The sequence below is a fragment of the Acidovorax sp. KPB24-07 genome (assembly GCF_057543315.1).
This window is the reverse complement of the sequence record NZ_BAAJYS010000007.1, coordinates 1-23,241: the sequence shown is the minus strand read 5'-3', so window position 1 is coordinate 23,241 and position 23,241 is coordinate 1. Positions and strand designations below refer to the sequence as shown.

Sequence of the window (23,241 nt, the reverse complement as noted above, 5' to 3'; positions counted from 1 at the left end):
CTCAGAACAGGGTCATGGGGTCGTCGCCGGCGGGATCTTGGTCGGCCGGGTCAACAAGCTGCTTGAGCACAACCTCGTACTGGGCCGTAGACTGGCACAGCAGGATGTCGGCATGCGGCGCGCGCAGGGTGACCTTGCGACGCTTGCGATAACTGATGCTGAAGTGAGGGGCGTAGATCGGGTTCAGGATCAGGTCGGTCTGGGCAATATCGTAGTCCGCCTTGTTCTTGGTGTCCTTCGCCTCGTAGAGCACCGACCAGATCTTGGCTTCGCGCAATAGCAGCTCGGCTTGGCTGGACAGATTGGCCCGGTCGGCGTTGTCGATGGAGAAGTGGTTGACCTCCGGCTCACTCTGGCTGCGTCGACGGTTGAACGCCTCGAAGATACGGCCGAGTCGCCCCGTGATCTCCAGTAGCTTGCTGCCATAGGAGCCGAGTTGCAGGATGTCTTGGAACAGCTTGTCTGACACCTGCTTGGCCGCACTCGCTTGGGTCTCAACGTCGACCCTCAGTTGCCCCGAGACCTCAGTGCCGCTCTGACGCTTGTAGGCAATCGAGAGCGTGGCGTGACACAGCGACTGGAAAAAGCGCAAATTGGGGTCGGCCATCATGCAGAACCGGTCGAACCCCGCGTAGTTGATGTTTGGTCGGCGCGGAAGGCCCGCGTAGAGATGAAAGAGACAACCGTGCAGATTGTTGTCGATCCAGCCGCCGACCTTAAAGAAGGGGTCGCTGTCGCTGGGATTGGCAACGGCTGCGTGGTATTGGGACAGCAGATCCTTATCAATCTGGCTACGCCGGTTTAACAGGGCTCCCATGACGATGCTGGCCTGAGGGTGTGCTGAGCTGATGAGATCGTCGGGGTTTACCTTCTTGTCCAGCCCCTGCAGCACCAGCCCCTTCTGGATCATCTCGCGCAGCCGGCGTCGCAGCGGCGGATCCTCGATGACCTCGCGGGAAATGCTGGCCGCGCTGGGGCTGGGCAGGATTTCCCGGACGCAGCGCAGCACTTGGTCGCGGTAAGGCTTGGACATCCGGTGGACAAGGTGGCGTTGATCGTGCAGCAGACCGGGCTGGAACAACGGGCAATCAAACTTACCCCCACCCTGAGTAACCCGCAACAGGAACAGCTCGGCAGCGAGCAACTCGAACTCGCCCTCCCAGGACAGCTCTTCTTCTAGGTCGATGGTGCGCAAGTCATGGCCTTCAACGACGCGCTCCTCGCTGCTGGTCTTGAAGTCGACCACAGCCTGCTTCTTGTGCGCGATGTGTACGACCAAGCGGGGGCTGGGGTGCTTGATCGCGTCGCACACTACCTCCCTGTGCTCGCTCTGCAGGTTTTCAAACTCGTCGATGAAGGCCCGGAAGGCAAATTCGGCAAGCTGGGGAGAAGACGCAGCCACATCCTGGGCGAATCGCGGCAGCACGGATGCGAAAGAAACAAAGGACGGGACTGGGCTGTGTTTGGGATTGCTGACCCAGGATTCCAGTTCCACGAGCTTGAGGTCAAGCTCAGCCTCCAGCGCGCTGACGTGCCGGTCAGTTAACCCGAGCTGCTTGGCGAGTGCCGGGCTGAGCAAGGGGTCGCCAACGGCGATCGGGCCATTGGCAAACCGTGCCGAACCGATCGAAGCCAGCGACTGGCAGGCGTCTTTCAGCAGGTTGAGCGCCACATAGTGGGAGAACGCCAGCTTGGCTTGGTGCGGTCCCAACCATTCGGGAATCATGAGACCGCAGAAGCCGGTGTCGGGGCGCAGGTACAGCCCAACAGTCTTCAGCTCAGATTCGGAAATGTCGTCGCGGTTCGTGTCGAACGAGGAGCCGTGGCTGAAGTAGCGGATGAACATCGTCTTGCCGCAGCCGCGACCACCCAATATCCGCACCGAGCCTTGGCCAGCAAAGATGTTGATTCGCTGGAAAAACGGCGGAACGATGAACTGTGAGAACAGCGAGGCGGGCGAGAGGTAATCCGCCCGGTTATTCAGGAAGGGATCGGCGATCGCGGTCATCTCGGATTCAGCGGGTCAAAAGGTTGTGCCACGTGGGCGAGGACACGTGCATGATCGGCAACGTGTTGTTCGGCGTCGCATGGTGGAAACCCACCAGCAATTCCAGGGCAAAGGCGGCGGGCGAGCGGATGCCGCCCCGCTGGCATAGGCTTTCCATGTGGGCGCGCACGTCGGCCACGGCGTTGACCTTGTCGATAGCCCAGATCAGCGGCTGCTCGGAGTCACTCCTGAAGAAGCGGTGCGATTCACCGAACACCTCGACCGGGCAGACCTGCAGCCAGGGGCATTCCTTGGCCAGGTGCGCCAACCCCGACTCGAAGGCAGCCAGCGGGCAATAGATCAGGTGGTGCTTCTGCGAGATCGCCTTTAGCTGGTGGACAGTCGAATAGGTTTCCATCTGGGTGCCGGTGCCCAGCATGTCGTCGATGAAGACCAAGCATTTCACGCCGGCAGGCTGCTTGGTGATGGCGCTAGATAAGCAGGTCAGCGATGTGTTGACGCCGCCGAGGCGGTGCAACTCGCGCATCAGCACGGCACCACTCTTGCCGGGCTTTTCGCCCTTGGGGTCGTCGATCTCGACGAACCGCACGGGGTGACTTTTGCCGCCGCGTTCCAGCGATGCGATGAACTCGTCGACGCTGGGGATTGGCATGCCTCGGCGACGCAGCTCACAGGGCAGGATGCACTGCAGGATGTGGTCGATAGCGCTGCCGACCATCTGCTCGGAGCGGAAGGATAGGTTCTCCAGGAGCCGCGCTCCCAGGTACTGGTCTTCCTCGGTCAACAGGTTGGAGAGCCACATGTCGAACTGGGTCTCCGTGATGCCGGTGACGATGTTCTTGGACAGCAGCAGCCGAAAGCGCCGCTCGACTTCTTCGAACAGACCGATGTGTGCCTCGGGCACATGAAACGTCATTCATCCTCCTCCACTGCGGCCAAGTCTGGGCCGCAGTTGCATCAGGCACTGGTCTGGCGCAAATGCAGCTCGGCACGAAATATTCAAATTTTTAGATTTTCAGACTAGTCTACGACGTATCTCCCCATACATACTCGATAGTCCTAGTCGTTCAAACTGATAATGGGGAATCCATTTCTCCAACACAGGAAAATTCGGATGACAGCCTTCGCAGTCGCATTCAAGCAGGAAGTTGTGCGCATGGTGCGCAAAGAGGTCAAGGACGAACTCATGATATTGCGCAAGACCAATGCCAGTCAGCGCAGCGACATCGCGGGCCTTAAAAAAGACCTCAAAACCCTCATCGGTCAAGTGAAGGCGTTGCACAAGGCTCAGCAGCGAACGATATCTGCTCCGAGTTAAGTCCCGGCAGAGGCTCAAGTTGCGTCGAAGGCTGGAGGCGGTGGTCGCAAGTTCACCTTCCAGCCAGAGGTCTTAACCGCCAAACGTGAGTCGCTGGGCATCACACAACGGGACATGGCGACCCTGCTTGATGCTTCTGCCCTCTCCGTGTGGAAGTGGGAAAAAGGCAAGGCGATTCCCCACACAGCTCAGTTAGAACGAATCCGCGGAGTCCTTAAATTGGGCAAGCGTGAGGCATTGGCCAAACTGGCTGCATAGTCTCTGCCGCCAGGCAAGCCACGCCAATCCCAAAACCTCTTTCAAGTTTTTCGCCTCATCGGCATGAGCGAGTTTCCTAGCGGTAAACCACTCCTGCAGATTGATACCCCCCTGCCCGAGCATTCCAAGCTGAGGTCAGCACTTCACGCACATTCAGACCATGGGCCAGAAAGCGCTTTGCTGCCCGCTTCATATACTTATGCTGCAGTATCTGGTCAACATCGCTGGCCAAGCCTAGTTTGGGCAACCAGACCTTTTTGCTTTCGTCTCTAATGGCGACGGGGATATCTAGCTGGATCTGCTCCGCCTTCATCATCTTCTCCAGTCCTGCCCGCGCCGCCCTTTCCTTTTCATATCGAGCTTCTTGGTCTTCACGCTTGGTCTGCTGACGGACTTCACTGACTTCAGCTTGGTACGGCTGGCAGGGGGCAGGTCACTCACGCTGTACAGACCACACACAAACTAGTTTTTTCTGAGCGGTCGCGCGGCAGACGCTGGGAACGCCTCTCCCTACCCTTCCGGGTGTTGCCAATCCGCGCAACGTTCAACGGAAAGGAACTTCTATGTCCAAGCACTCCCCCCAACCCAAGCCCATGACGCCCGACGCTGCGGCCCGTATCCATTCCGCTGAGGCCAAGCGCCAGGGCGGCCAAGTCAAGGCAGGTGATTTCGCTTCCCGCGTGCAGCGCGCGGCGGCACGCTACAGCAAGGTCAACAGCATCCAGTAATGTGAAAACGGAGATCGCCCCTCGGGGGCGCTCTCCCCCATCCACCATGCGATATAGCAACAACAAAGATATTTCCGCCACCGTGCGGTCCCTTCTGAAGGAAGGTTGGCAGATCATGCCTGGCAAGAAGCACGCGAGGCTCATCGCACCTAATGGCAGAAAGATGCCGATTCCCGGAACGCCCAGTGATCGGCGTGCCTGTCTGAACTTCCAGCGGGACGTTCGCCAACTTACCGCGACGTTTTGTTCATGAGCGAGAACCTGCCTCCCTATCCCCGGTTTGGGGAATGCATCGCCATAGTGGCCGGCGCGCTCGACATTAAGAAGACCGGTAGCGACGTTGGCCGTCTGGCGCGCGAGGGCGATTTCGACTGGGAACGCTTGGATGCCGTGGTAGATGAACTCCTGGTCCAGGGCCTAGCCGGTGTGATCGGCGATGCCGTGCCGCGGATTTTTATACCCTGGCTGAGCTCCGTAAGGGGTGACTACACCGCCCTAGTGCTGGATGTTCCCCTCGACGCGCTGGACCGCGCCGGAGCCCTGCCGATCCTGGTCGATACCTTTTTCGCACCGGCGGTAGCGGACCTGCTGCGACGCGCCCATAGCGATCTGCCCGGGCCAGAGCTAGGGCAGCTGACATCTGCCGATCAATGTCCGATGGAAGTCACTTTCCAATGGCTTGACGGGCTGTTGGGCCCTGGGTTCGAGAATGTGCTCTATCCCCAAAGTACCGGACCTGACCGGGTGGAACAGGAAAAGCTCAGAAAGTGGCGAACCGGGGCCGACACGCCGTCGACGCAGAGCATCAAGCTGCTACGCCAGCGGCTGGAAAACCTGCCAAGCATGAAGGGCAAAGCCATAACGGTTGCCCTTTGGATTCTGCTGGCAGCTGCGTTGAGGCGCATCAAGCGCATAGAAGGCATGGACTTCAAAGCGAAAGTAGCTCAGCACTTGGACTGCAGCCGCCCAGACGGCGTCACAGTGCGGTCGCGGCTGCAATACGCAGTAGCCCAGGTGGCGATCACTTGGCCGACGCTCGCCTTAGCCGGCCGGCGTCTTTGGAGTGAACTGCAACGCACGACGGCCAAGCACCCCGGGGATTGGGCCCGCACGTGGCAGGCCATCGAAGCCCTGCAGGCGCAGGCCGGCCTCGACGACTCGCAAGGCTGCACGGCGTACCACTACCCCTGGATGCGAGGCCGATGGCATGTGCTCACAGGGGAGTATCAGGAAGCGCTACCGCACTACGAAGAGGCTTTTAGGCTGGCCTGCTACCGGGCCGGTCACCAGATCAAGGACCTGATTCAGGAAGCAAGCTGCATTGCGGCGTTCCTAGAGAAGAAAGTCTTTCTAAAACAGCTGAAGCACGTGAGCATCGCTCTGGGCATGTTCCAAAAGCAACGCGGCGCTGCGGTGCTGGAGGTATGGGAGATCGAAGAGTTCGCGCGGCAGTTGCCGCTACTGTTTCCTCGACCCGGCCGTTTCTCCGAGGCTTCCTCTGACTGGAGCAAAGTAGCTGCCATGGGTTGGATGCACATCTCTGCAGAGACCGTCGCCCGTTTGCAGCCCGACCTCAAGAGCCCGAACCGGGTCCGGGCTGTGAATTATGGGAATGGCTCTGTGCGGCGCTGGCCCCAGTTGCGGATGTTCGCCTCCTTCGGCAGGACGGCCGAGGTCAGCGCTCTGCTGCAAGCTGGCGCGGCGGTGGACGTACTTGACAGCTCAGGCGCGTCGGCCCTGCTGTGCGCCTTGCAACATGCGGAGACAACCGGAGACCGGGCGGCGCTCGATCTGCTCCTCGCGCAGCCGCACCTGCCTGACACGCTTAATGCAGTGACGCAGCGCAAGCGTCTCACGCCACTGATGTGCGCCATAGACTATGGTGCACCCGATGTGATTAAGGCCTTGCTAGTTATGGGCGCGAAACCGGAACAGCGCGCGCTGACAGACGGCCTGTCACCCCTCTACTACCTGTGCTCCAGAATGTCCATGGTACAACGGCCCCAGCGGGCCATCGCTATGCTGAAAGCCAGATCGTTGCAGGCGCCCGATCTCGTGATGCAAGACACTTTGCGGCGCTTCGGCGTCGGCATAGCTGGCACGTTTGGCGCCGATACGAGCTGTCTGCAGTCTACTCCCGGTGCGAGCGCGGCCATTGCCAAGCACTTGGTGCAGCAGCACGCTCGCCGACACTCTGCAGCCTCACTGATGGCCATCGCCGCACTGCTGCTCGAAGCCGGCGCTCAACCCAATGCTTCGCACTCTTATCCTACGCGCGGCCGCACTCCGCTCATGCTGGCCGCGGAAGACGATCTGCCCGAACTGTTCGACTTGATGTGCAGGCATGGAGGCGATCCACAGCAGCCTGATGCAGAAGGCCATAACTGCTGGGACATCTCCAGGTCCTTCGGGGCCTGGAAGGTCATGGGCTACCTGCAACGGATGGCGAGCTGAGTGCGCACCCAGCGCTCAGGAACACCGGGCTTCTTGTTCAAGCGTGCAGTCCATGCCTTGCCATCCCTTTCTGATAGTAGGCCGCTAGCGGCGAGCAAGGCTGGGGAACGGGCAAAGTCCCGCCACGTTCATAGCGCCGCGAGTCGGCTCACGCGAGGGCGCGAGAGAATCAAGCTCGATGAAAGCATACAGTTCGCCCAACGCCTTGCGGAAGACCCGTTGAGATCACGAGAACAATCTGGACCAGAGCGATGCCTTCGCCGGTTCAGTCTCGGCTTGAGGCTTTGCGGGTGTAGCCTTTGGCGTGATGGTTTCAATGATCGGCTTGGTATCGATCACAATCTCCGGTACGCTTTCCCAGGCTGCCTGATGATTTCCGCCGTGACTGTTGAACTCGCGAAACTCAGCGTCGATGGCGGTGCCGTCGTCGTACCACTTCTTGAACCGCACCTGGCGTTCATGCAGCGCGCCCATCTCTCGGTCAATGGAGCTGAGTTGCTGCTTGAGAGTCACGAAGGTTGGGAAGAACTGGTCGGCAAAGTCTGGTGCGTCGATCAGCTGAACCACTTCTTTGGACTGGGTCTGGAAGTTGGAAATCATGCTCTCGATCACCTTGGAAAACTGTGCCTGACGCTCCTGTTCCTTGTAGCTGTCCCACACCTTGAGCGCGACACCCAGAATGGCCACCGCGCTGCCGAGGTTGTTCGCCAGCTTGGTGGCGCCCCAAGGTTTGAACTTGAGGTACTTGCTGATGTCCAGTCCCACCATTTTCGTGGCGGCATTCAGTCCGTCGCGAGCCAGCAGGACATTGTCTTTGGTGATGAAACCCGGCTGTGAGAGGAACTTGACGCCCTTTTTGCTCATGGCGTTCAACACGTCGTCGTAGTGCTTCAACTCGTTGTTGACGTTCATCTGTATGCGGTACAGATCCGTGTTGATGCTGCCGATTTCCTCGCTGAATATTTCCTGGATACGCTGCTGCACCAGGCAACCTTCATTTCCAATCTCGCGGTGCATGAAGTCATCGAAGGTGGGTAGTCCGACTTTCCGGGTCTGCAGTTGCAGATCCTCGAAGTAGCGCAACAGGCGACCACGTAGTCGCGTCTGAGCCTGTGCGATGTTGCCGTGGACTTTCTGCAGTTCTTGGGCCTGACTTTGCTTGATCTCGGTGATCCGCCGCGCTTCATCCGCCAGCAAGGCATATGCTTCCTTGGCGGCCGGAAGCTGTTGGGTGATGAGGTCGACGATGATGGATTTCTGGGTTTCGTTCGCCAGCGAGACCAGTCCCCCATTGCGCTCAATCTTCTGCTGGGTCGCGCTTTGAAGCACGCCGATGCGCGAGAGGTTGCGGAACTCGGCAAGATTGCGCAACCAGTGGTCGACGCCCTTGTCGAAGGGATTGGCCGAGACAGCGACAACGGAAAGATCGCTCTGCTCCTGCGGAGTCAGCTCCAATACGTCATTCAGCCGCTTGGTCACCGAGTTCTTCTTGACGAGGAATTTATCCTGAAAATCCGCATCCTCCGCCACGTCTGCAACGTCGTCGAAGCGGCTGAGAACGAACACGGTGCGAGGCAGCAAGTTGAGCGTGCGGAACAGCCATTTCAGGTCTTCCGTGTGACTTTCCTTGATTGGGTTGGCTGAATTCATCACATACAGCACGAGGTGAGCTTCGCTCACGTAGTGCTTGGTGATGTCTTTGTATTTCTCGATTTCCTGGCTCGTGGCGTTGGTCTTTTCCTTGAAGCCGAACAGCCCGGGTGTGTCGATGATCTGCAACTGATCCTTGTATTCATAGATCTGGACTTCGCTGGACGACTCCGCCTGGCTGATGTTCATGCTCTTGCGATCCAGTTCCTCCAGCCAGGCGGCGGCGATCGATGTCTTGCCTTCGGAGAAGCCACCGATCAGAGCGACTTTGAGCTTCTGCTCCGTTGCTTCCCGCACCGATTTCTCCAGCTTCATCACGAGATCTGGATGGACATGGATGCCCAGACTGCTTCCCTCCTGCACGAACGTGCTGAGTTTGGACAGGATTCCAAGGGCTTGCTGCTTTTGCAGTTCGAATGAATGAATTGCGCTGGTCATGTGACGTTGCTCCAGTATTCAGGCGGCTGCGGCTTCTGTGGCCGGCGTGGCTGCAGGGGCTGCGGAGACCGGCTTGGGGACGAGCTTGTCCCGCAGCGTAGCCATCTTGGCGGCAATTTCCTCCAGCGCCACTTTGGTGTTGAGACTCTGCTCGTAGGGAATGCGCATCTGGGTCTTGGTCGAGAGCAGGGCCTCATTGATCTTGGCGCTGGCCGATTCGAGATTGCCGTCCAGCATTTCCGTGAGCTTCTCGAACACCTTCTCAATATTCTCGTCAGCGGACTTGCGCTGCTGCTCCTTCTTGTAGTCGCTGCTGAAGAAGCTGCGAACGGCCTTATAGAGACTGAACACGAGACCGACCGCACCGATCACTGCCGCAGTGGTCCAACCCACTGGGTTAGACGCAAGGAATGATGCCCAGACCAGCGCTGCAGCTCCGCCTAGCGTCGAGATCAGTCCCACGACGTTGATGCCATTGCTCATCTTGAAGTCGGTGTTGAAGTCCAGTTTGAGCGATGAGAACGGGTCATTGATCGTGTAGTGCAGGATCTCGCTGACGTTCTTCTGATTCTTCTGGATGATGGCTTCAGCCTCATCGGTGAACGACTTGAACACCTTCGCGAAGCGTGCCTCCAAATCCCGGCCGACGCTGATCTTGAGTGCGTCGATCTCGCCAATCAGGTACGCTTTGAAATCGTCATTGCTCTGGTCGCTTTCGATGTAGTCGTAGATGGCCCTGCGCATGGCGGACTTCTTGCCGCTCAGCTCGTCATGGCATTCGTTCTTGAGCTTCTGCGACGTCCCGGACAGCAGTCCATCGATCTGAGATGAGGCAGATTTCTGCTGCACATCCAGCTTCTGTGCAGCATTGGCGAAGTTGTCTCGCACCTGATGTAGGTGACTGATGCCGTCTTGCAGGCAACTGCGAATCTTCTTTACATTGGCATCGCGGATCTTGGTCTGAAAGTTCTGGCACAGCTCCGAACGCAGGAACTCGAGGAAGGCATGCATGCCGCTGCGCTGGAGAATTTCATCGCGTCCCATTGATGCGAGGAACTTTTCACGGCTTCTGACATGAGGGTTGTTGGGGACCAGACAGGTGGCAGCCGCCAGAAAGGCCGGCATGCTGCTGACGCAGACATGTCCCTTATAGGTCTCGGTGCCTAGCGAAGCGGTCAAGGATTTGTCCATGTCGGCCAGACCGACGGCATCGTTCTGGTTGATCAAGGTCTGGCCTTGCAGAACCTGTGGGTTGGTCGCGCTCTTGTTGAAGATTGCCCAGACTTCGGTCTGCTTGCCCAGCTGGCGTCTGATCTTGTCAATGGTGCCCTCCTGTCCCTCGCTGCCGGAGCCGGGCGGGGTGGCGTTGCGCGTCACGTAGAACACCGCGTGGGCCTTCTTGACGGACGAGTTGATAGCGCTCATCACCTGCTTCTCATCACCTTCGATGCCAGGCACGTCGATCAATTGGAACTGCTGGCCTCCCGCCACGAAGTGGTAGGCATGCGACTGGAGTGTGAAATCTGAGCGCCCGTTGCCGATGATGCATCCATCCTGCAGAGGAGCCAGCCGTGCGAACGCGCTTTCAACGTTGGCTTTTTCGCCTGTCTTGGCCGCCAGCTCGGCCTGGATCTTGATGGGCTCGGCGGCGATGGTTTCCAGTCTGGCCTGGTTTCCTGCCTTGAGCTGCACGAGCGCCAGCTCCTGCTCTGGCAGAGCCTTCTCCTCATCCAGCTTCTTGAAGATCCGCATCAGCTTCTGCCAAAAGTTCTGGCTCTTTCGCTTGTGCTCGATGGTGGCCCTTAGCACGTCGAGGCCAACCTCTTGCTCCTCCTCCTCACTCTTCAACTGCTGCGTGAGCTGGTTGGCAAGTCGCTGGCTGTCCGCGAGTTGAGCCTGCAACTTCTGAATGCTTAACTCGAGCAACGCAAGGCTCTCGGGATCCACGCGCAGATCCATAGCCAAATCCTTGAATTTCTGCTGTGTGGCGAGTTTTTCACTGTCCCCCAGCAAAATGCGTAGTGTCTCGATAAGGGTGGATTTTCCAGCGTTCGTCTCACCGTAGAACGCGATGGTGAACGCGTCCCATTCGGACAGCTCGCGCAATTCGCGGATGTCCTCGTTGGTCCGATCGCGCATCTGTTCCAGCAAGATTCTGGAGTTGGCGATGGCATTTTCTATATCCTGATTGGCATTTGTCGTCGAGCCTTTCTTGAGCACCGCTTCAAGCGACTGATCGACCAGCGCCGTCACTTGGTCATAGACCTGATCGGTCTTGTTGGTTTTGGACATGCGTACCTGTTGAAAGTTGCTGATTGGATATTCGACGATCCGGGAGCGAGTCGTCGCTGCAGCCCTGCATTCGACCTGCGATGGCGTCATGCCGCATGGATACAAGTGAACGGCTGGGGAATTGCAGATATTGGTGGGGCAATGAAGATGTATCTAAGGCTTCGCACCGATAGCCAATGCAGATCTGGCGTGTCGCCGTCAGATGAGCGGTATTCTTTGGGAAGCCGGCTCTTGTTGTTGAACGATGGGGAGTTTCTTGACTTGACATAAAGATTCTCCAATGGGTGTTGCCGCCATGTATCTTAATGTTTCTGGCGGATTCAACCGGTCGGTGCAACACACATTCGCTGAACATCTCAGCGGGTGTGTATAACCGAGCGTCTTGCGCGGCCTTTCATTCGCAAGGATCCGATGGATCGACGAGCGGGCTCGATCAAAGAGCTTGCCGATCTCATGCAAGGTCCAGCCTTGTTTCCATCGCTCCCACCTCAGCGCCTTCTGGCCATTCGAATAGTAGATTCTGGGTCGCTGCTTCATATGCAACACTCCTGCCGCCTATGCGGTGATTAGCGTGTTGCAACGAGCGGTTGAATCCGCCAAAACCAGATGTTGGTAACAAGGCTGGAATGACAGTTTGAGACAGTCTCACTAAGGGGTAACGCCAAGATCTTGAGCGATAGCTGCACGCAATGCGCCTACTTCCGGGCTATTCAGAATCAACTCGATCGTTGCAATGAACTCAAGGTACACAGCATCGATCTTTTCTGGCGCATAGGCGAATGTCGACGATTGGTCTTCTTCGAAAGTACTCGGGTCGAAGCCGATGGTTGGAGTTCCCTCTGAAAGCCCTATGTGAATCACACGTCTCACGCGCCCCAAACCCCTTAGCTTCTCTTCAGAAAGGTGCCCTTTCGGTATTGGATCGTAGTGAACACCTCCGAGCTTATTGGCGACATACAACAGAATGTCATGTCGCGTCAGCAGCACTGCTGGGTTCAGCGCTCTTGGTGAGGTTACAGAGCGCGTCGGGATGAGCGGTGGGCTCATCGCAACTGCCTGCTTTAGAAAGGAATCAAGCTTCAGAGGGACACGGGCTTCAGGATTGAAGCTTTCCCCCAATCTTTGGGTTCCCATGTGGATTACCATACCTGCAAGCTGGATGCCGAAAACTTCGACACCCAACAAAAAAGAACGCCGCGGCGCGGTTGTTCCGAGCCGCTCTGACCAGAGGGTTGGAATCGGCGGGGTGAAAGAGGAGTGGAAGCTGTCTACGGCCCACCGCCGCTGGAAGCTCCCCATCAAGCAAAAGTCGTCTGACAGAAGCCGCATGCACTCGCACGTAGTCTTCAGTCGGCCTCTGAATTTCCTTCAGCTTAGTCAGATTGCATAAATCACCAAAAATTACCGCATCGCGTGCGAGATCTTGCCTCGGTTCTGGGGTCATGCGTCAATGTTACAGCAGCGTGCAATACGGCATCAGTCGCACCCAAGGGTCTGCAATCGCTCCGCTATTGGCCAACAGTAGCCATGCGCGCGGACGATGCTAGCGTCCGCAACCAGCCTAAAATAGCCCTCCATTGCTCGCGCGGCTTCAAAAATCAAGAATCTATTGATCTGAGTGTGACGACTGCCTCCGCAATAAAAAAAGCGCTCCAAATGAGCAATATCAGTCAGTTAACAATTTGCACCCGGCAAACCATGAAAAAGGAGCGCAAAATGCGCTCCTTTTGTGTTTCTGGCGGACGATTTTCCGACTGCTCAAGGTTTAACTGACCGGCATTACTCCAGGTGAGCGCTTTTTCATTTTCTCTGACACTACTTTTGCACTAACTTAGCAAGTTTTGCACTTTCTCTGTCATTTGGCATGTCCGTAATAGTGCGTCTTACATCTCGCTCAGCCTGCGGCCACACGGTTTGCAAGCAATGAGAATATCTGCAAAATCAATGAGAACCTACAAACCGCAATCTGGCACACAAACTGAACCAAGTTTCCGGTGCCGGGCCGGTTCGAAGTGATCAGGCCACTGATCTCACAACAACACTGGCGACAGGGGTTCGCACCCGCAACCTGCTCTTGAAAATCAACGATGGTCAGCCGGTGTCGTCCAAGGCCGTGCTGCTCATGCCCAAGTGCCCTGGCTCTGTGGAGCTTGAAGCTGCTTGCGAAGCCTCCAAGACGGGCATACCCACCGCCGAGCAGCAAAAGCTCCTCAGCGGAAGGGCGGGCCTTGGGTGCCGGAATCCAGTCGGCCTGGATCACATCCTCGTGTCGCAGAGCCTGGCAACCGCAGTGTCCAGCACGAGCAAGATCGGGCTTGGGGTCTTTGGTGGTTCGCTACCGCCAACGGCCAATCGACCCGATCCCCTGCTCGCTGTTTCGGACCACTGCCCATTGGTGGCTGAGATTCAGTTGTAGCAGCCATCCACTGTTGATCGGCTGCCTGAGCGTCAGGATAGTCACTGCGACGACGGAGCCGTGGGTCGAAGCAAGTTAACTGTCGTTTTTCGCAAAAACGACAGTTAACTTGTCAATGCTTGCGCTGCAAGCCTTCCTGGTTTTCGCTGTTCGTTGCTGCGTATTCCGAACATACTCCTCACATGAAGCGACGGGAGCCAGCGTCTTTTCGACCTCTAGGGCAAACTTGCAATCCAGTAGGCTTGGCATCCCGTTGAAAACGCTGTCTCAGCTCAGGATGAGCATATGCATTTCCAAGAAGACTCCGCATCCAAATCCTCACTCGTCCAGCGCAAGGTAAGCGGCCAGGGGAAGTTGCAGATGACGTATATGCAAGAGTGTCTTGCGAGACCTCCGAACAATCGCAATCGCTCAATGCTCCTGTACGACCGCCACAAGAACCCTTGGCGGCTATGAAAAAGAAGATGGGCCGCTAAGTTCGGCGTACTTCGCTGCTTTGAGTGATGACGCCAAGCGACACGCGCCCAAGGGCAGAAAGATTCGTCAAACGGCTTTTTTTCATGGCCGATAGCTCGGGACTTCAAAGTTTCCAACACAGTTGGCCTGAACAAAACTGCTGGAATACACATGACCACGTCTTAGCAGATACTGATGGATGGTGGTATGCGAACGCTTTTTCTGGATTTCGATGGAGTCCTTCACCCGGAGTTCTGTCACGAATCCAAGCACTTCACGTGTCTCCCCAACCTTGAGCAGGTGCTGCGCAGTGTGCCCGACTGCGAGGTCGTGATCACCAGCACATGGCGTCTGCAATTTTCGGTCGATAACCTGAGGGCCCATTTTTCCCCGGATTTGACGTATCGGGTGATTGGTGCGACACCGCAGTTCTGTGAATTGGAAGACGTTCCCAGTTCTCTACTGGGCTATGAGCGTGAAGCTGAGTGCAATGCTTGGCTTCGTATAAATGATCGTTCGGTGTTCCCTTGGCTGGCTGTCGATGATCGGCCATGGCTTTATCGTCCCTTCAACCGATCCTTGTTCCTAGTAAACGGCAAGACCGGCCTGACTGCCACGATGGCGGAGGAACTCATCATTCACCTGAACAGGTTGTAGCAGTGTCGAAGCCCTGGGCGGTGCGCAGAGGATGTGCCGATCAATGCACAATGCTTGGCGTGCCAATGCAATGACTTTCAGCTTCACCAGGTGACCACCTCTCCCGTCCAACTGGCACGATCGCCGAAACAGATCGAACTCAAAACACTCAAACTCGACGCCGACAAGCGATTTGTCTTGTGGTGGTACGGCGCCATTTGCCGGTCGATGCATAAGAACCATGTCCCTCGGGTCGTCGTGTGGTTCCGGCAACTGCACGACGACGGTATGCTTGGCAACTTCTTTTCGAACACGGTAGCCCTCACAAGCCTTGGACAACTGCGAATGGGCTCTGTGTGGGAGAACAAGCGCTCAAGGGTTCAGGTCCATTACACCAAGCAGCTGTTCAACGTGAACTTCCGGGAGGAACACTGGACCCATGCACGAAGCAGCGCGATGCACCGAAATGGAACAGGGGGTGAGCTAATCCCTCAAGATGTGTACCCGCTTAGATTCGGAGCCAGAGACCGCAGCAAGCTTCTAACACTCAACCACCACCAAGGCACGCTCCTCATTCCCTGTCTTGAGTTCCTGCGGTGCTATGGACGCGATCAAGAGATCAATCGGGTCTTGACCACGTACGGGTGGGACGAAGTGGTACACCGCTTGCGACTGGATGAGCCCGTGACGCACATGTCAGGGTTTCGCGTGGTCGACTTGCCGTGGTTTGCTACCGATCCCGATGCCCATCTTCTGTCGCACCTGAGATACGACGGCTTCACACGGCGAAAGGTACGCGGTATTCGCGCTGAGATCGAGAATGAGCTGGGGTCTCCAAGTTCCGGGAATCATTTTGCGTTCCCGACCATTGGCCCATGGTTTACAGGTCCTGCACAGATCGAGGTAGAGGGGCTGGAGATCTCGCCAGGGTCGTTTCTGGGACTGCGCATCACTGGATATACGGTTCCATTGAAGCCCAGCATCCACATCTTGCGCAGTGAGTTTCCTAAAGTTGGCAACAAGGACCATTCCGGCAAGCCACACCCTCAGCGGAACACGCGAGAGTTCGGAGAGGACGAAATAACGCCAATCGGCGACGATCTCACGCCGCAACATGGCAACGAGATGCTTGTGATCGCCGACCCCTCCATTCGGATACTGGAGGCCGCACCAGTCACGAAGCTCACCACAGACAAATCGGTATCGCGCGGGTCTCCTGGCCCCGCTGCGCAAGCAGCTGAAGTGGGTGCACCTGGTGAGGCAGGGGGTTCAGGGAAGGGAGTTGGCCTTGCGCGCTTCGTCTCCGACATTGAACTGGAACCGAAGAGCGCGCTGCGTGACCTTTGGAATGGGCTGCAACATCTTCAATCGCAACACCCCGAGATTCTGACCGTGCTGGGTTGGTTTAGCTTCAAGGGCACCACTTCTCCGAGTGCCAACCAGGAACTTAAGCTGCTGAGCTTAGGATTTCCAGAGGATGTCGAAGGCGGGAAATCGCTCAGTGCGCGCGCGACGAAGTGGGTGTACATGCACACCGACGAGCCGACAAAGCCACGCGGCTGCTTGGTAGTCGAGGTCGGTTCACCTCTGGTCCACGGCTACTTGTTCGAGGTGCAGCGACGCATCATGTCCAAGGACTCTGACAAGGACGCTAAAGAGGAGCCGTATTGCGGTCTGGCTATAAAGGCCCCCGCCGGGAAATCTCCAGCCGACTGGATTCCAGAGGTGCTTTTTCAGATCGCTGAAGCCGAGGGGATTATGAAAACAGCACTTGCAAACTTGCCCTCGCTCAATGGCCAAGTCTACCGAAGATCCTTCTCCAACTCCGACGAAGTAATTGGTCAGTCGACGGCAGCCAAGGCACTAAGTAAGTTGGACATCACGTTTCCCAAGCGCAGTAAAGAAAATGCCCAGGCAAAAAGGAAACGAAATCCAAACGGTTAACAAGGCACGGCGACTGGGTTGCGCACGAACAGCCGGTTCGGATTCACTCGACCGCTTGCACACCTGTGGACGCACTTGGTGGCTTCGGCAACCAGTACTTGGCGTCCTCAACGACCAGTTCGTAGCCGAAATCAGCTTCCGTCAACGACCCTTCTTTCAGGAGACTCCTGGCCTGAGTGCTCGATCGCTCGTGGAAATAGGCCAGTGCGGTGTGAAGCCAGCGGCTTTCGAAGTCTGAAGGACGCGGCTGCTCTTTCGCAAGAGCAGCAAGTTGCTTTCCAAGCGCTTCACGCTTCCCGGAGCGTCGACGGCGGCCTATCACTGAGGCGCTCAGTTCTATGCCGTGCTTGACCTTCAAAAACCCGAGAAACGTCGAGAGTGCAGCCCGCTGGCCAGGCGTCGCGTCCAGGAGTTCCGCCACGGCCGCCTGATCTGGTGTCCGCTGCCAACCCGCATCTGCGCGCTCCAACAGCGACACGGCAGGACGAAGTGACAACCGCATCGATTTGGGTTTCATCTTGCCCGCACGCACCTTGGCGTGAAGGTCGGTATAGAACTCGTCCAGCAGCCGGCGCGCGACAGTCTCTGGCGGCGCGATTGCAACGAGTGCTTGAGACCTTCCCAGCTCGGCTGCGGCCTCCTTCTCCTGCGCATTGATCTCCAGCGCACTACTGGCGTGCATCCAACGAACCGGTAGCTCGAATTTTCTGAGGCCAGCGGTGCCAAACACCCGCAGCATCAAGGGTGCACTCCATGGATCGTTGCCGGCCTGCTGCTCCAGCAACTCGAAGAATTTCACGTGCCGGGGAAGCGATCGAACAAGGCGCGGCAGATCAATCTCTGCCATCGCCCAGCTGACATATCGCTGAAACTCCTCGCGAACTCTGGCACTCGACAACAGTTCGCACAGCTGCGCCCCTACCGCTTCACCTCGCGCCTTCCAGTAGCAATCTTCGCAACGGCTACCACGCCCCGCGGCCATTGGGGAGGCACAAGCCTCGCACTTCGTCGTTCCCAGCTCATCGCACTTTTTGCAAACCCGTGTGCCGTCGGGTCGATCATTGCAAAGACGATGGCGTCGGCAAAGCGAGCAGGTTCGGTGGTGGGCTGTCGCACAGCGTTGGCAGACGAGCTTCTTGCCCTCATCAGACTCGACGTGCTGCGGCCGTTGTGTAGCCTGATGGCACTGAGTGCATGTCACTGACTCCCTGAAGTACGGGTAGCAAGAATTGCAAACTGGCCCAGCCTCGGTGACCATTCCGAGCTCGCGTCCAGCCCTCGCACACCTGATACAGGGAGCACTGGCCATACAACTGCGGCATTTAGGATCACTCGCACTCGCAAGAAGGCGGCTGAACATCCCACATCCCGAACAAAGCCGGCGTTTGAAGCACCGTGCGTAGCAGGTGATGCAGTACTTTCTCCCGCCTTCAACGCGATGGGCCTTCGAGATGTCACGACCGCACTCATCACAGCACTGGGCCAATGGCTCTAAGGTATTCACCACAAGCGATTCCTACGCAGCCAACGTGCCCAAGCCTCTTGCACCCGCTCTCTGGCCAGTGGGGAATTTCGGGGTCGCCTGGCGCGCGGTTTCCTCAACTGCGGCGATTGTGCGGAACGTGGGGTAGGACGAAAGCCAGCAGGACGAACCGCAGGCATAGCTTCACCGCTCAAAATGCCCGCCAAGACCTTAAGCCTGGCTTCGCGCTCCATCGGTCCCTGCAGCTCGAACCATAGTCCGATCTGGCGATATCCCATCGCTGTGGCCCTTTGGGCATCAACCTGGCATAGGTCCTTTGCGAGCAGACTCCTGGCACGCTGGAACCATTCCATCCGCGAAACCTGATCGCACCCCCAGACCGCCGCTCCCGCAGCGAATATCTCGTTCGCGCGCATCTGCAAGCTCAACGCCTGGTCGTCCACGGGCTCGCACCTGGAGCCGCGAAGATCGAAACCGCATTCAACGCAGTGGGCGAGATCGCCGGTCGCTGCCGTACTGCGATGCGGCTCGCAGATCGCATGGCAGCGATCACAACGGTCCATGAGGCGCACACCATGGCGCTCGCACCCTACCATCCAGGCAAGTCGCCACTCCAAGCGGTAGTAGGGCTGGATGTCGTCCGCAAGGCACTTGGGGCAGAAGGGCAAGCCCGCTCGCCTGAGGCGATTGCGACTTCCCTGAGCAACGATCCAAGGCCACAGAGGTCGACTTGCGTCCACGTTTCCATGCAATTTCTCGCCCACGGCTGTCAGTGTGCAGGCGCAAACCGCTTCCACAGGCAATTTGAACCACAAGGCGGCGACCTGGGCATGCTCAGGGCTGATTTGCCTGTCCGCGTCTACTGTCCAGATACGCCACCCAGGCCAGATGGCCCCAGTAAGAACCAGCGGCTCACAACCGCTGTGCACGGCCACCCTTGCAAGCCACGAGGTCAGCAGTTCATGATCACACGGACCTGGCCGAAAATCCGTGCGAGTCATTCCCCCAGCTCCCTATGCCCTTTGGTCGGCTTCAGCCACTGGTTGGACTGCACGATGTCCATCGTGATCTGCTCCGTACCCTTCGAGATGGCGTTGATCGTGCACTCGATGAGCAGCCGGTGCAAGTCCCCCAGGTTTCCGTCGCAAATGGTATGCAACGCCGTTGCAAGCTCAGGATCTGCAAGGTTGGACTGGCGCTTCAGCGGAAGCACGGACTCGAAGCCCGCCACGAGCGTCTGGAAGTCCTTGTTCAACTGCCATTTCGGGAGAGAGATCACATCGAAGCGACTCGCATGCTGCGGATCGGTATGGAGCACCCGGACTGCATCCCGAGTTCCGACACCGACCACAGGAATGCACAACTCATTGCACAGCATCTTGATGGCATTCATCAGCAGCCGCTGCTTCACGGCCGGCCCAATCAGAAGCGAATGCAGTTCCTCAATGATCAGCACCTTGGCTTTGCAGCGCCTGAGCTTGTTGATCGCTTCGTGGCGCAAGACCGTTGCGGTAGCGTTTGCTCTAACGGGTGACCAGAACTGGCTCAGGATCGAGATGTACAGACCCTTCTCGTCGGCACCAGGCGGTGATTCCGCAATCACGATCGGACGCACTGCCTCAGACTCTTCATCAACATAGCCGGTGCCACACAACTTTTCAAAACGGCGGATGATGGTGGTCTTGCCGTTGTTCGAGTCACCAACTAGAAGCAGGTTGGGCATGCGGGGGCGCTTGGGCTTGTTCATCAAGCCGACCAGCGTGTCCATGACGAACTTTGCATGGGAGTACCCAACCCAGCGCGGCTCGTCAAGAAATGCGATGCGCTGCGCATCGGACAGCTCGCACGCATAGCGGAACTGCTCATGCACGTGGTGGTACTTCTTTGGCGAAGGCGGCGCATTAGCGGCTGTCATGCGATGTCATCCGTCGCTGAAACCGAAGTCGCAAGGCCCGATGGAGGCGTCAGCTTGGCCAGAGGTGGTTTGGGTGGCGCATCTTTTGCGAGTGCGCGCCGCTGTGAGGCGAGCGGGTCGGCAGGGTTCACGGCCTTCGCGTGGTCGGCCCTTCGCTGGGCTTCACGCCTGGCCTGCTTGGTCTTCTGCGCGCTGTCCTGGACCATGGCACGCCGCTTGCCGATCGACTGAAATACGGCCTTTTGATCCGAGGGATCAAATCCTGCCTTTTTGATTTCCTCCTTCGCCTTCGTGTACTCCCAGATGCTGCACGCGGGCGCATCTTGGTCGGCCATCGGAATCTTTGAGTAGTGTTTGGTCTCGGGGTCGTAGAACCACAGGCAGCTGATGTCCCGTGGATCCCGCCTGAAAATATGCTTGCGAGCCTCGCCCGTCTCCGGACCTTTGGCGCCAATCCAAAGCCGCAGAACGTCGGCGTAGTAGCGGATGTTGTCCAAACTGACTCCGTCCGCCTGGATCGTGCGCTCGAAGATTGGCAGAAAGTCCAGATACACCGTCATGCGGTCTGCGGGCCTGGCAGGCATACCACGGGGAGGTTGTCCTGCTCCCCCAAAAATCCCGATCTCCCACTTGCGCAAGGGAGGCATGCCCAGCGCCGAATGCTTGCGCCGGTGGTACTCATTGCAGATCAGCATGAGGATCTGCTTTTCGAGCTCCGACTTGGTCATCACGGCCAGGCCTTCGGAGTCGTATTCGCCCTTGTGGGCCACCGAAGAGAATGTCGACCCAGGAAGGTCGTGCAACTCCTTGAGCAGGGTACCCTGGAGCCGCTCGATATGTCCGCCATAGTGCGGCGAGCCCTTCGGTCTGACCGCAAGGTCGATTCCATGAAGAGCGCAAGACTTCTTGAAGCTACCCGACTTGAAGTCAGATCCGTTATCGCTCTTTACCACCTTGGGCCTGCCCCAAACCGGCCACTGAGCCTCGATGCCATGAAGCATCAGCCACTCCTCTTTGGGCAAGATCGCATGGGCCAGGCACATGCCAGATGACGTCATCGAAGGCGCGTCGAAGGACATGTAGTAACCCAGTGTCATCCGACTGAACTCGTCAATCGCGACCGTGAGCCATGGCCTCCCAATGGGCAACCTATGTACATCATCAACGACCATTACATCAAACGGCGTGTGGTCGATCTGAACATGAGAAAGCGGGTACTTGCCGTCAGGTGATACCCCTGGCGTTGGCGAGAATTTGTTCTTTGCCTTCTCCTTCTCGCCACGTCGTCGCATCCGTTCGTACTCTGGAATCCGTTCAATGCGGGCTCTGACGGCGGTTCCGCTGGGCAATTCCATTCCCCGCTCGTGCGCAAGCCGCTGAACTTCCCGGACCGTTTTCTGCGCCGTAGGCCGCTCAGGCGTCAGATGGAAGCCTTCGATCACCTCTTTGATCAGCGCTTCAGCAGCGGCCGAGATGCGACCATTGCCGGTCTTCCACCCTCGCTGGAACGGAACCAGCCCAGAAACCGCATCAAGCGACCGGTAGCGCTGCAACCACCGGTAAACCGTAGCTGGACTGATCCCAAGCTCTTTCGCCCTGTGCTCTACGCTTTCCCTGGACTGAGCCCCAGGCTCCAGAAGCGGTTTGACTGCCGCATATCGGCTTTGGGCGACGCGCCAGTCGTCCTCATCGATTGCGTCAATGTCCACGTCATCCTTCACGTCAGGAGCAGACTCAATCGACTGGAGCTCGCCGATTCTCAGTACCTGAATCCGCCCTGATTCCACGCTCGTAGCCGTGACTGTGTCGAAGTCCAGCACATCGTCGATACGGAACACGCCATCAGGATGCTGAACGAGAGCGCCGCTCTGCACCTCGATACGGCGGCGCGAAGGCGCAAACACCGATTTCATCTCTTCATCAGCGTTCAAGTTAGCGGCCATGGGGCACCCACACTTCCGTCATTTCGCCCAAATCCCTGCCGACATCACAGTCCAGACGCCGGCGGGCGATCAGGTGCCAAATGTGGGCAATACCCCGCGCGCGATAGAGCCCGGGGAAGTGCTTGGCCAAAACATAGTCCACCTTCACTGCACCGCGGTCCCGCACGTCTGCAACGATGGCGTCGCTGTCTTCTCGCTCGACGTCCAGATCGCGGTACTCCTTCAAGAAGGCGATGTTGTCCAGCGCTGAGGTCCTGATGCGATCCTCATCCATGATCTTGAATCGCCACCCGTGCTCAGCAGCATAGCGGCGCGCGGCCTTCCACTTTGGTGACCACTCGCGCCAGTTTTCCTGCCAGTCCTTTTTGGACTTCACCTCCACCAGCAACGGCGGCGGCTCCCATCCGAGCGCGATATCGGAGACTGCGTAGGTCACCAGATAGTCCGGCGTGTACTCAGCATGGCGCCCAGAGTGGGTCACAAAAGGAATCTTGCAAGGCTGGGACAGCAAGGAGGACACCGCGAGCGAGAACTCCTGGCGAAGAACGAAGTCGCGTTCAAGCGGTGACTCATAGGGAACAGGCTCGGATTCGCGCCAGCTGACATGCCCCGTGACATGCCTAGTGTTGATCGGAATGTCGCGAACTGGCCTTCTGGGCCGGGAAGCTTTAACGCCGTCTCGCCTATTTGAAGAACTCAAAGCTATCATCTCAGCTAATGCAGAAATTTTGTCTCACTAATTGCCAGCGTCGCGCTGGCAAGTCATTGAATCATATAGGGGGCGTCTCAGCAATAAGAAAACCCGACAGCGGCTCACCCCCACGGCCCGGCGAGATCTCGCTCGCCCACCATGGCGTCCTTTTTCTCGATGAATTTCCGGAGTACGCCCGCAGTGCGCTGGAAGCCCTGCGCGAGCCGCTGGAGACAGGCCGCATCACCATCGCCCGAGCGGCACAGCGGGCCGAATACCCTGCCCGCTTCCAGCTGGTGGCCGCGATGAACCCCTGCCCTTGCGGCTTTCTCGGCTCCGGCCAGCGCACCTGCCGCTGCACACCCGACCAGGTGGCACGCTACCAGGGCAAGCTCAGCGGCCCGTTGCTGGACCGCATCGATCTGCATGTGGAAGTGCCCGCGCTGCCCCCGGGCGAGCTGCTGCAGGCGCCGCCCGGCGAGGCCACGGCGGCGGTGCGCGAGCGTGGGCTACAGCCTGGGCGCGCAGCGCCAGCACGAGATCGCCACGATGCGCTCGGCGACCCGGCGCGGCGTGCCGATGAGGTTGGTGCGAAAGCCGTCGTTGTATTG

The 23,241-nt window shown here is 58.0% G+C and carries 17 protein-coding genes and 2 pseudogenes; 7 read left to right on the top strand and 12 right to left on the bottom strand.

Annotation, left to right across the window (positions count from 1 at the left end):
- Position 1 precedes the first annotated feature (1 nt).
- Both AC27IQ_RS02200 and AC27IQ_RS02195 read right to left on the bottom strand, forming a co-directional pair.
- On the bottom strand, positions 2-2,008 hold the full coding sequence (locus tag AC27IQ_RS02200) for an ORC-CDC6 family AAA ATPase (RefSeq protein WP_487087899.1): 2,007 nt from the start codon (positions 2,006-2,008) through the stop codon (positions 2-4).
- Between the two features lie 7 nt (positions 2,009-2,015).
- Complete coding sequence (locus AC27IQ_RS02195) at positions 2,016-2,924, bottom strand: phosphoribosyltransferase-like protein (RefSeq protein WP_487087897.1); 909 nt, start codon at positions 2,922-2,924, stop codon at positions 2,016-2,018.
- A 198-nt stretch (positions 2,925-3,122) separates the two neighbouring features.
- Here AC27IQ_RS02195 and AC27IQ_RS02190 point away from each other — a divergent pair, with 198 nt between their 5' ends.
- Positions 3,123-3,326: a hypothetical protein gene (locus AC27IQ_RS02190; RefSeq protein ID WP_487087895.1), complete on the top strand. Its 204-nt coding sequence runs from the start codon at positions 3,123-3,125 to the stop codon at positions 3,324-3,326.
- A gap of 334 nt (positions 3,327-3,660) precedes the next feature.
- Here the strand turns inward: AC27IQ_RS02190 and AC27IQ_RS02185 are convergent, their stop codons facing one another.
- Complete coding sequence (locus AC27IQ_RS02185) at positions 3,661-3,897, bottom strand: hypothetical protein (protein ID WP_487087893.1); 237 nt, start codon at positions 3,895-3,897, stop codon at positions 3,661-3,663.
- Positions 3,898-4,147: 250 nt separating this feature from the next.
- On the opposite strand from AC27IQ_RS02185, the gene AC27IQ_RS02180 reads away from it, so the two are divergent.
- Both AC27IQ_RS02180 and AC27IQ_RS02175 read left to right on the top strand, forming a co-directional pair.
- The gene (locus AC27IQ_RS02180) at positions 4,148-4,312 is read left to right on the top strand and encodes a hypothetical protein (protein ID WP_487087891.1); all 165 of its coding nucleotides are present in this window, start codon (positions 4,148-4,150) and stop codon (positions 4,310-4,312) included.
- Between the two features lie 249 nt (positions 4,313-4,561).
- Positions 4,562-6,766, top strand: a complete 2,205-nt coding sequence (locus AC27IQ_RS02175; protein WP_487087889.1) for an ankyrin repeat domain-containing protein — start codon at positions 4,562-4,564, stop codon at positions 6,764-6,766.
- Between the two features lie 225 nt (positions 6,767-6,991).
- Here AC27IQ_RS02175 and AC27IQ_RS02170 read toward each other — a convergent pair whose 3' ends face one another.
- From AC27IQ_RS02170 to AC27IQ_RS02155, 4 genes and pseudogenes are all read right to left on the bottom strand, one after another.
- On the bottom strand, positions 6,992-8,854 hold the full coding sequence (locus tag AC27IQ_RS02170; protein WP_487087887.1) for a LeoA/HP0731 family dynamin-like GTPase: 1,863 nt from the start codon (positions 8,852-8,854) through the stop codon (positions 6,992-6,994).
- Positions 8,855-8,872: 18 nt separating this feature from the next.
- A complete protein-coding gene (locus tag AC27IQ_RS02165) occupies positions 8,873-11,146 on the bottom strand; it encodes a hypothetical protein (RefSeq protein ID WP_487087885.1) in 2,274 nt (757 codons plus the stop codon).
- Between the two features lie 399 nt (positions 11,147-11,545).
- Positions 11,546-11,683 (bottom strand): annotated as a pseudogene (locus tag AC27IQ_RS02160) (IS30 family transposase); the annotation flags it as partial.
- 111 nt (positions 11,684-11,794) lie between these two features.
- Positions 11,795-12,445, bottom strand: a complete 651-nt coding sequence (locus tag AC27IQ_RS02155; RefSeq protein ID WP_487087883.1) for a hypothetical protein — start codon at positions 12,443-12,445, stop codon at positions 11,795-11,797.
- 775 nt (positions 12,446-13,220) lie between these two features.
- Between AC27IQ_RS02155 and AC27IQ_RS02150 the strand changes: the two genes are divergently transcribed.
- The 3 genes from AC27IQ_RS02150 (at position 13,221) to AC27IQ_RS02140 (ending at position 16,598) form a co-directional block, all read left to right on the top strand.
- Positions 13,221-13,562: a hypothetical protein gene (locus AC27IQ_RS02150; RefSeq protein ID WP_487087881.1), complete on the top strand. Its 342-nt coding sequence runs from the start codon at positions 13,221-13,223 to the stop codon at positions 13,560-13,562.
- Positions 13,563-14,225: 663 nt separating this feature from the next.
- Positions 14,226-14,675, top strand: coding sequence for an HAD domain-containing protein (locus tag AC27IQ_RS02145; protein WP_487087879.1), 450 nt, complete (start codon positions 14,226-14,228; stop codon positions 14,673-14,675).
- Positions 14,676-14,765: 90 nt separating this feature from the next.
- Complete coding sequence (locus AC27IQ_RS02140; protein ID WP_487087877.1) at positions 14,766-16,598, top strand: hypothetical protein; 1,833 nt, start codon at positions 14,766-14,768, stop codon at positions 16,596-16,598.
- Between the two features lie 43 nt (positions 16,599-16,641).
- On the opposite strand, the gene AC27IQ_RS02135 is transcribed toward AC27IQ_RS02140, so the two are convergent.
- The 5 genes from AC27IQ_RS02135 to AC27IQ_RS02115 form a co-directional block, all read right to left on the bottom strand.
- Complete coding sequence (locus AC27IQ_RS02135; RefSeq protein ID WP_487087875.1) at positions 16,642-17,445, bottom strand: hypothetical protein; 804 nt, start codon at positions 17,443-17,445, stop codon at positions 16,642-16,644.
- Between the two features lie 653 nt (positions 17,446-18,098).
- The gene (locus AC27IQ_RS02130; protein ID WP_487087873.1) at positions 18,099-19,082 is read right to left on the bottom strand and encodes a TniQ family protein; all 984 of its coding nucleotides are present in this window, start codon (positions 19,080-19,082) and stop codon (positions 18,099-18,101) included.
- The gene (locus tag AC27IQ_RS02125) at positions 19,079-19,996 is read right to left on the bottom strand and encodes a TniB family NTP-binding protein (RefSeq protein WP_487087871.1); all 918 of its coding nucleotides are present in this window, start codon (positions 19,994-19,996) and stop codon (positions 19,079-19,081) included. The genes AC27IQ_RS02130 and AC27IQ_RS02125 overlap by 4 nt, the downstream gene beginning before the upstream one ends.
- Positions 19,993-21,927 carry a transposase gene (locus AC27IQ_RS02120; RefSeq protein ID WP_487087869.1) on the bottom strand — a complete coding sequence of 645 codons (1,935 nt, stop codon included), beginning with the start codon at positions 21,925-21,927 and terminating at the stop codon, positions 19,993-19,995. The genes AC27IQ_RS02125 and AC27IQ_RS02120 overlap by 4 nt, the downstream gene beginning before the upstream one ends.
- Before the next feature lies 1 nt (position 21,928).
- Positions 21,929-22,648 carry a TnsA endonuclease N-terminal domain-containing protein gene (locus AC27IQ_RS02115; protein WP_487087867.1) on the bottom strand — a complete coding sequence of 240 codons (720 nt, stop codon included), beginning with the start codon at positions 22,646-22,648 and terminating at the stop codon, positions 21,929-21,931.
- A gap of 98 nt (positions 22,649-22,746) precedes the next feature.
- On the opposite strand from AC27IQ_RS02115, the pseudogene AC27IQ_RS02110 reads away from it, so the two are divergent.
- Positions 22,747-23,169: pseudogene (locus tag AC27IQ_RS02110) on the top strand (ATP-binding protein); the annotation flags it as partial.
- Positions 23,170-23,241: the final 72 nt, after the last annotated feature.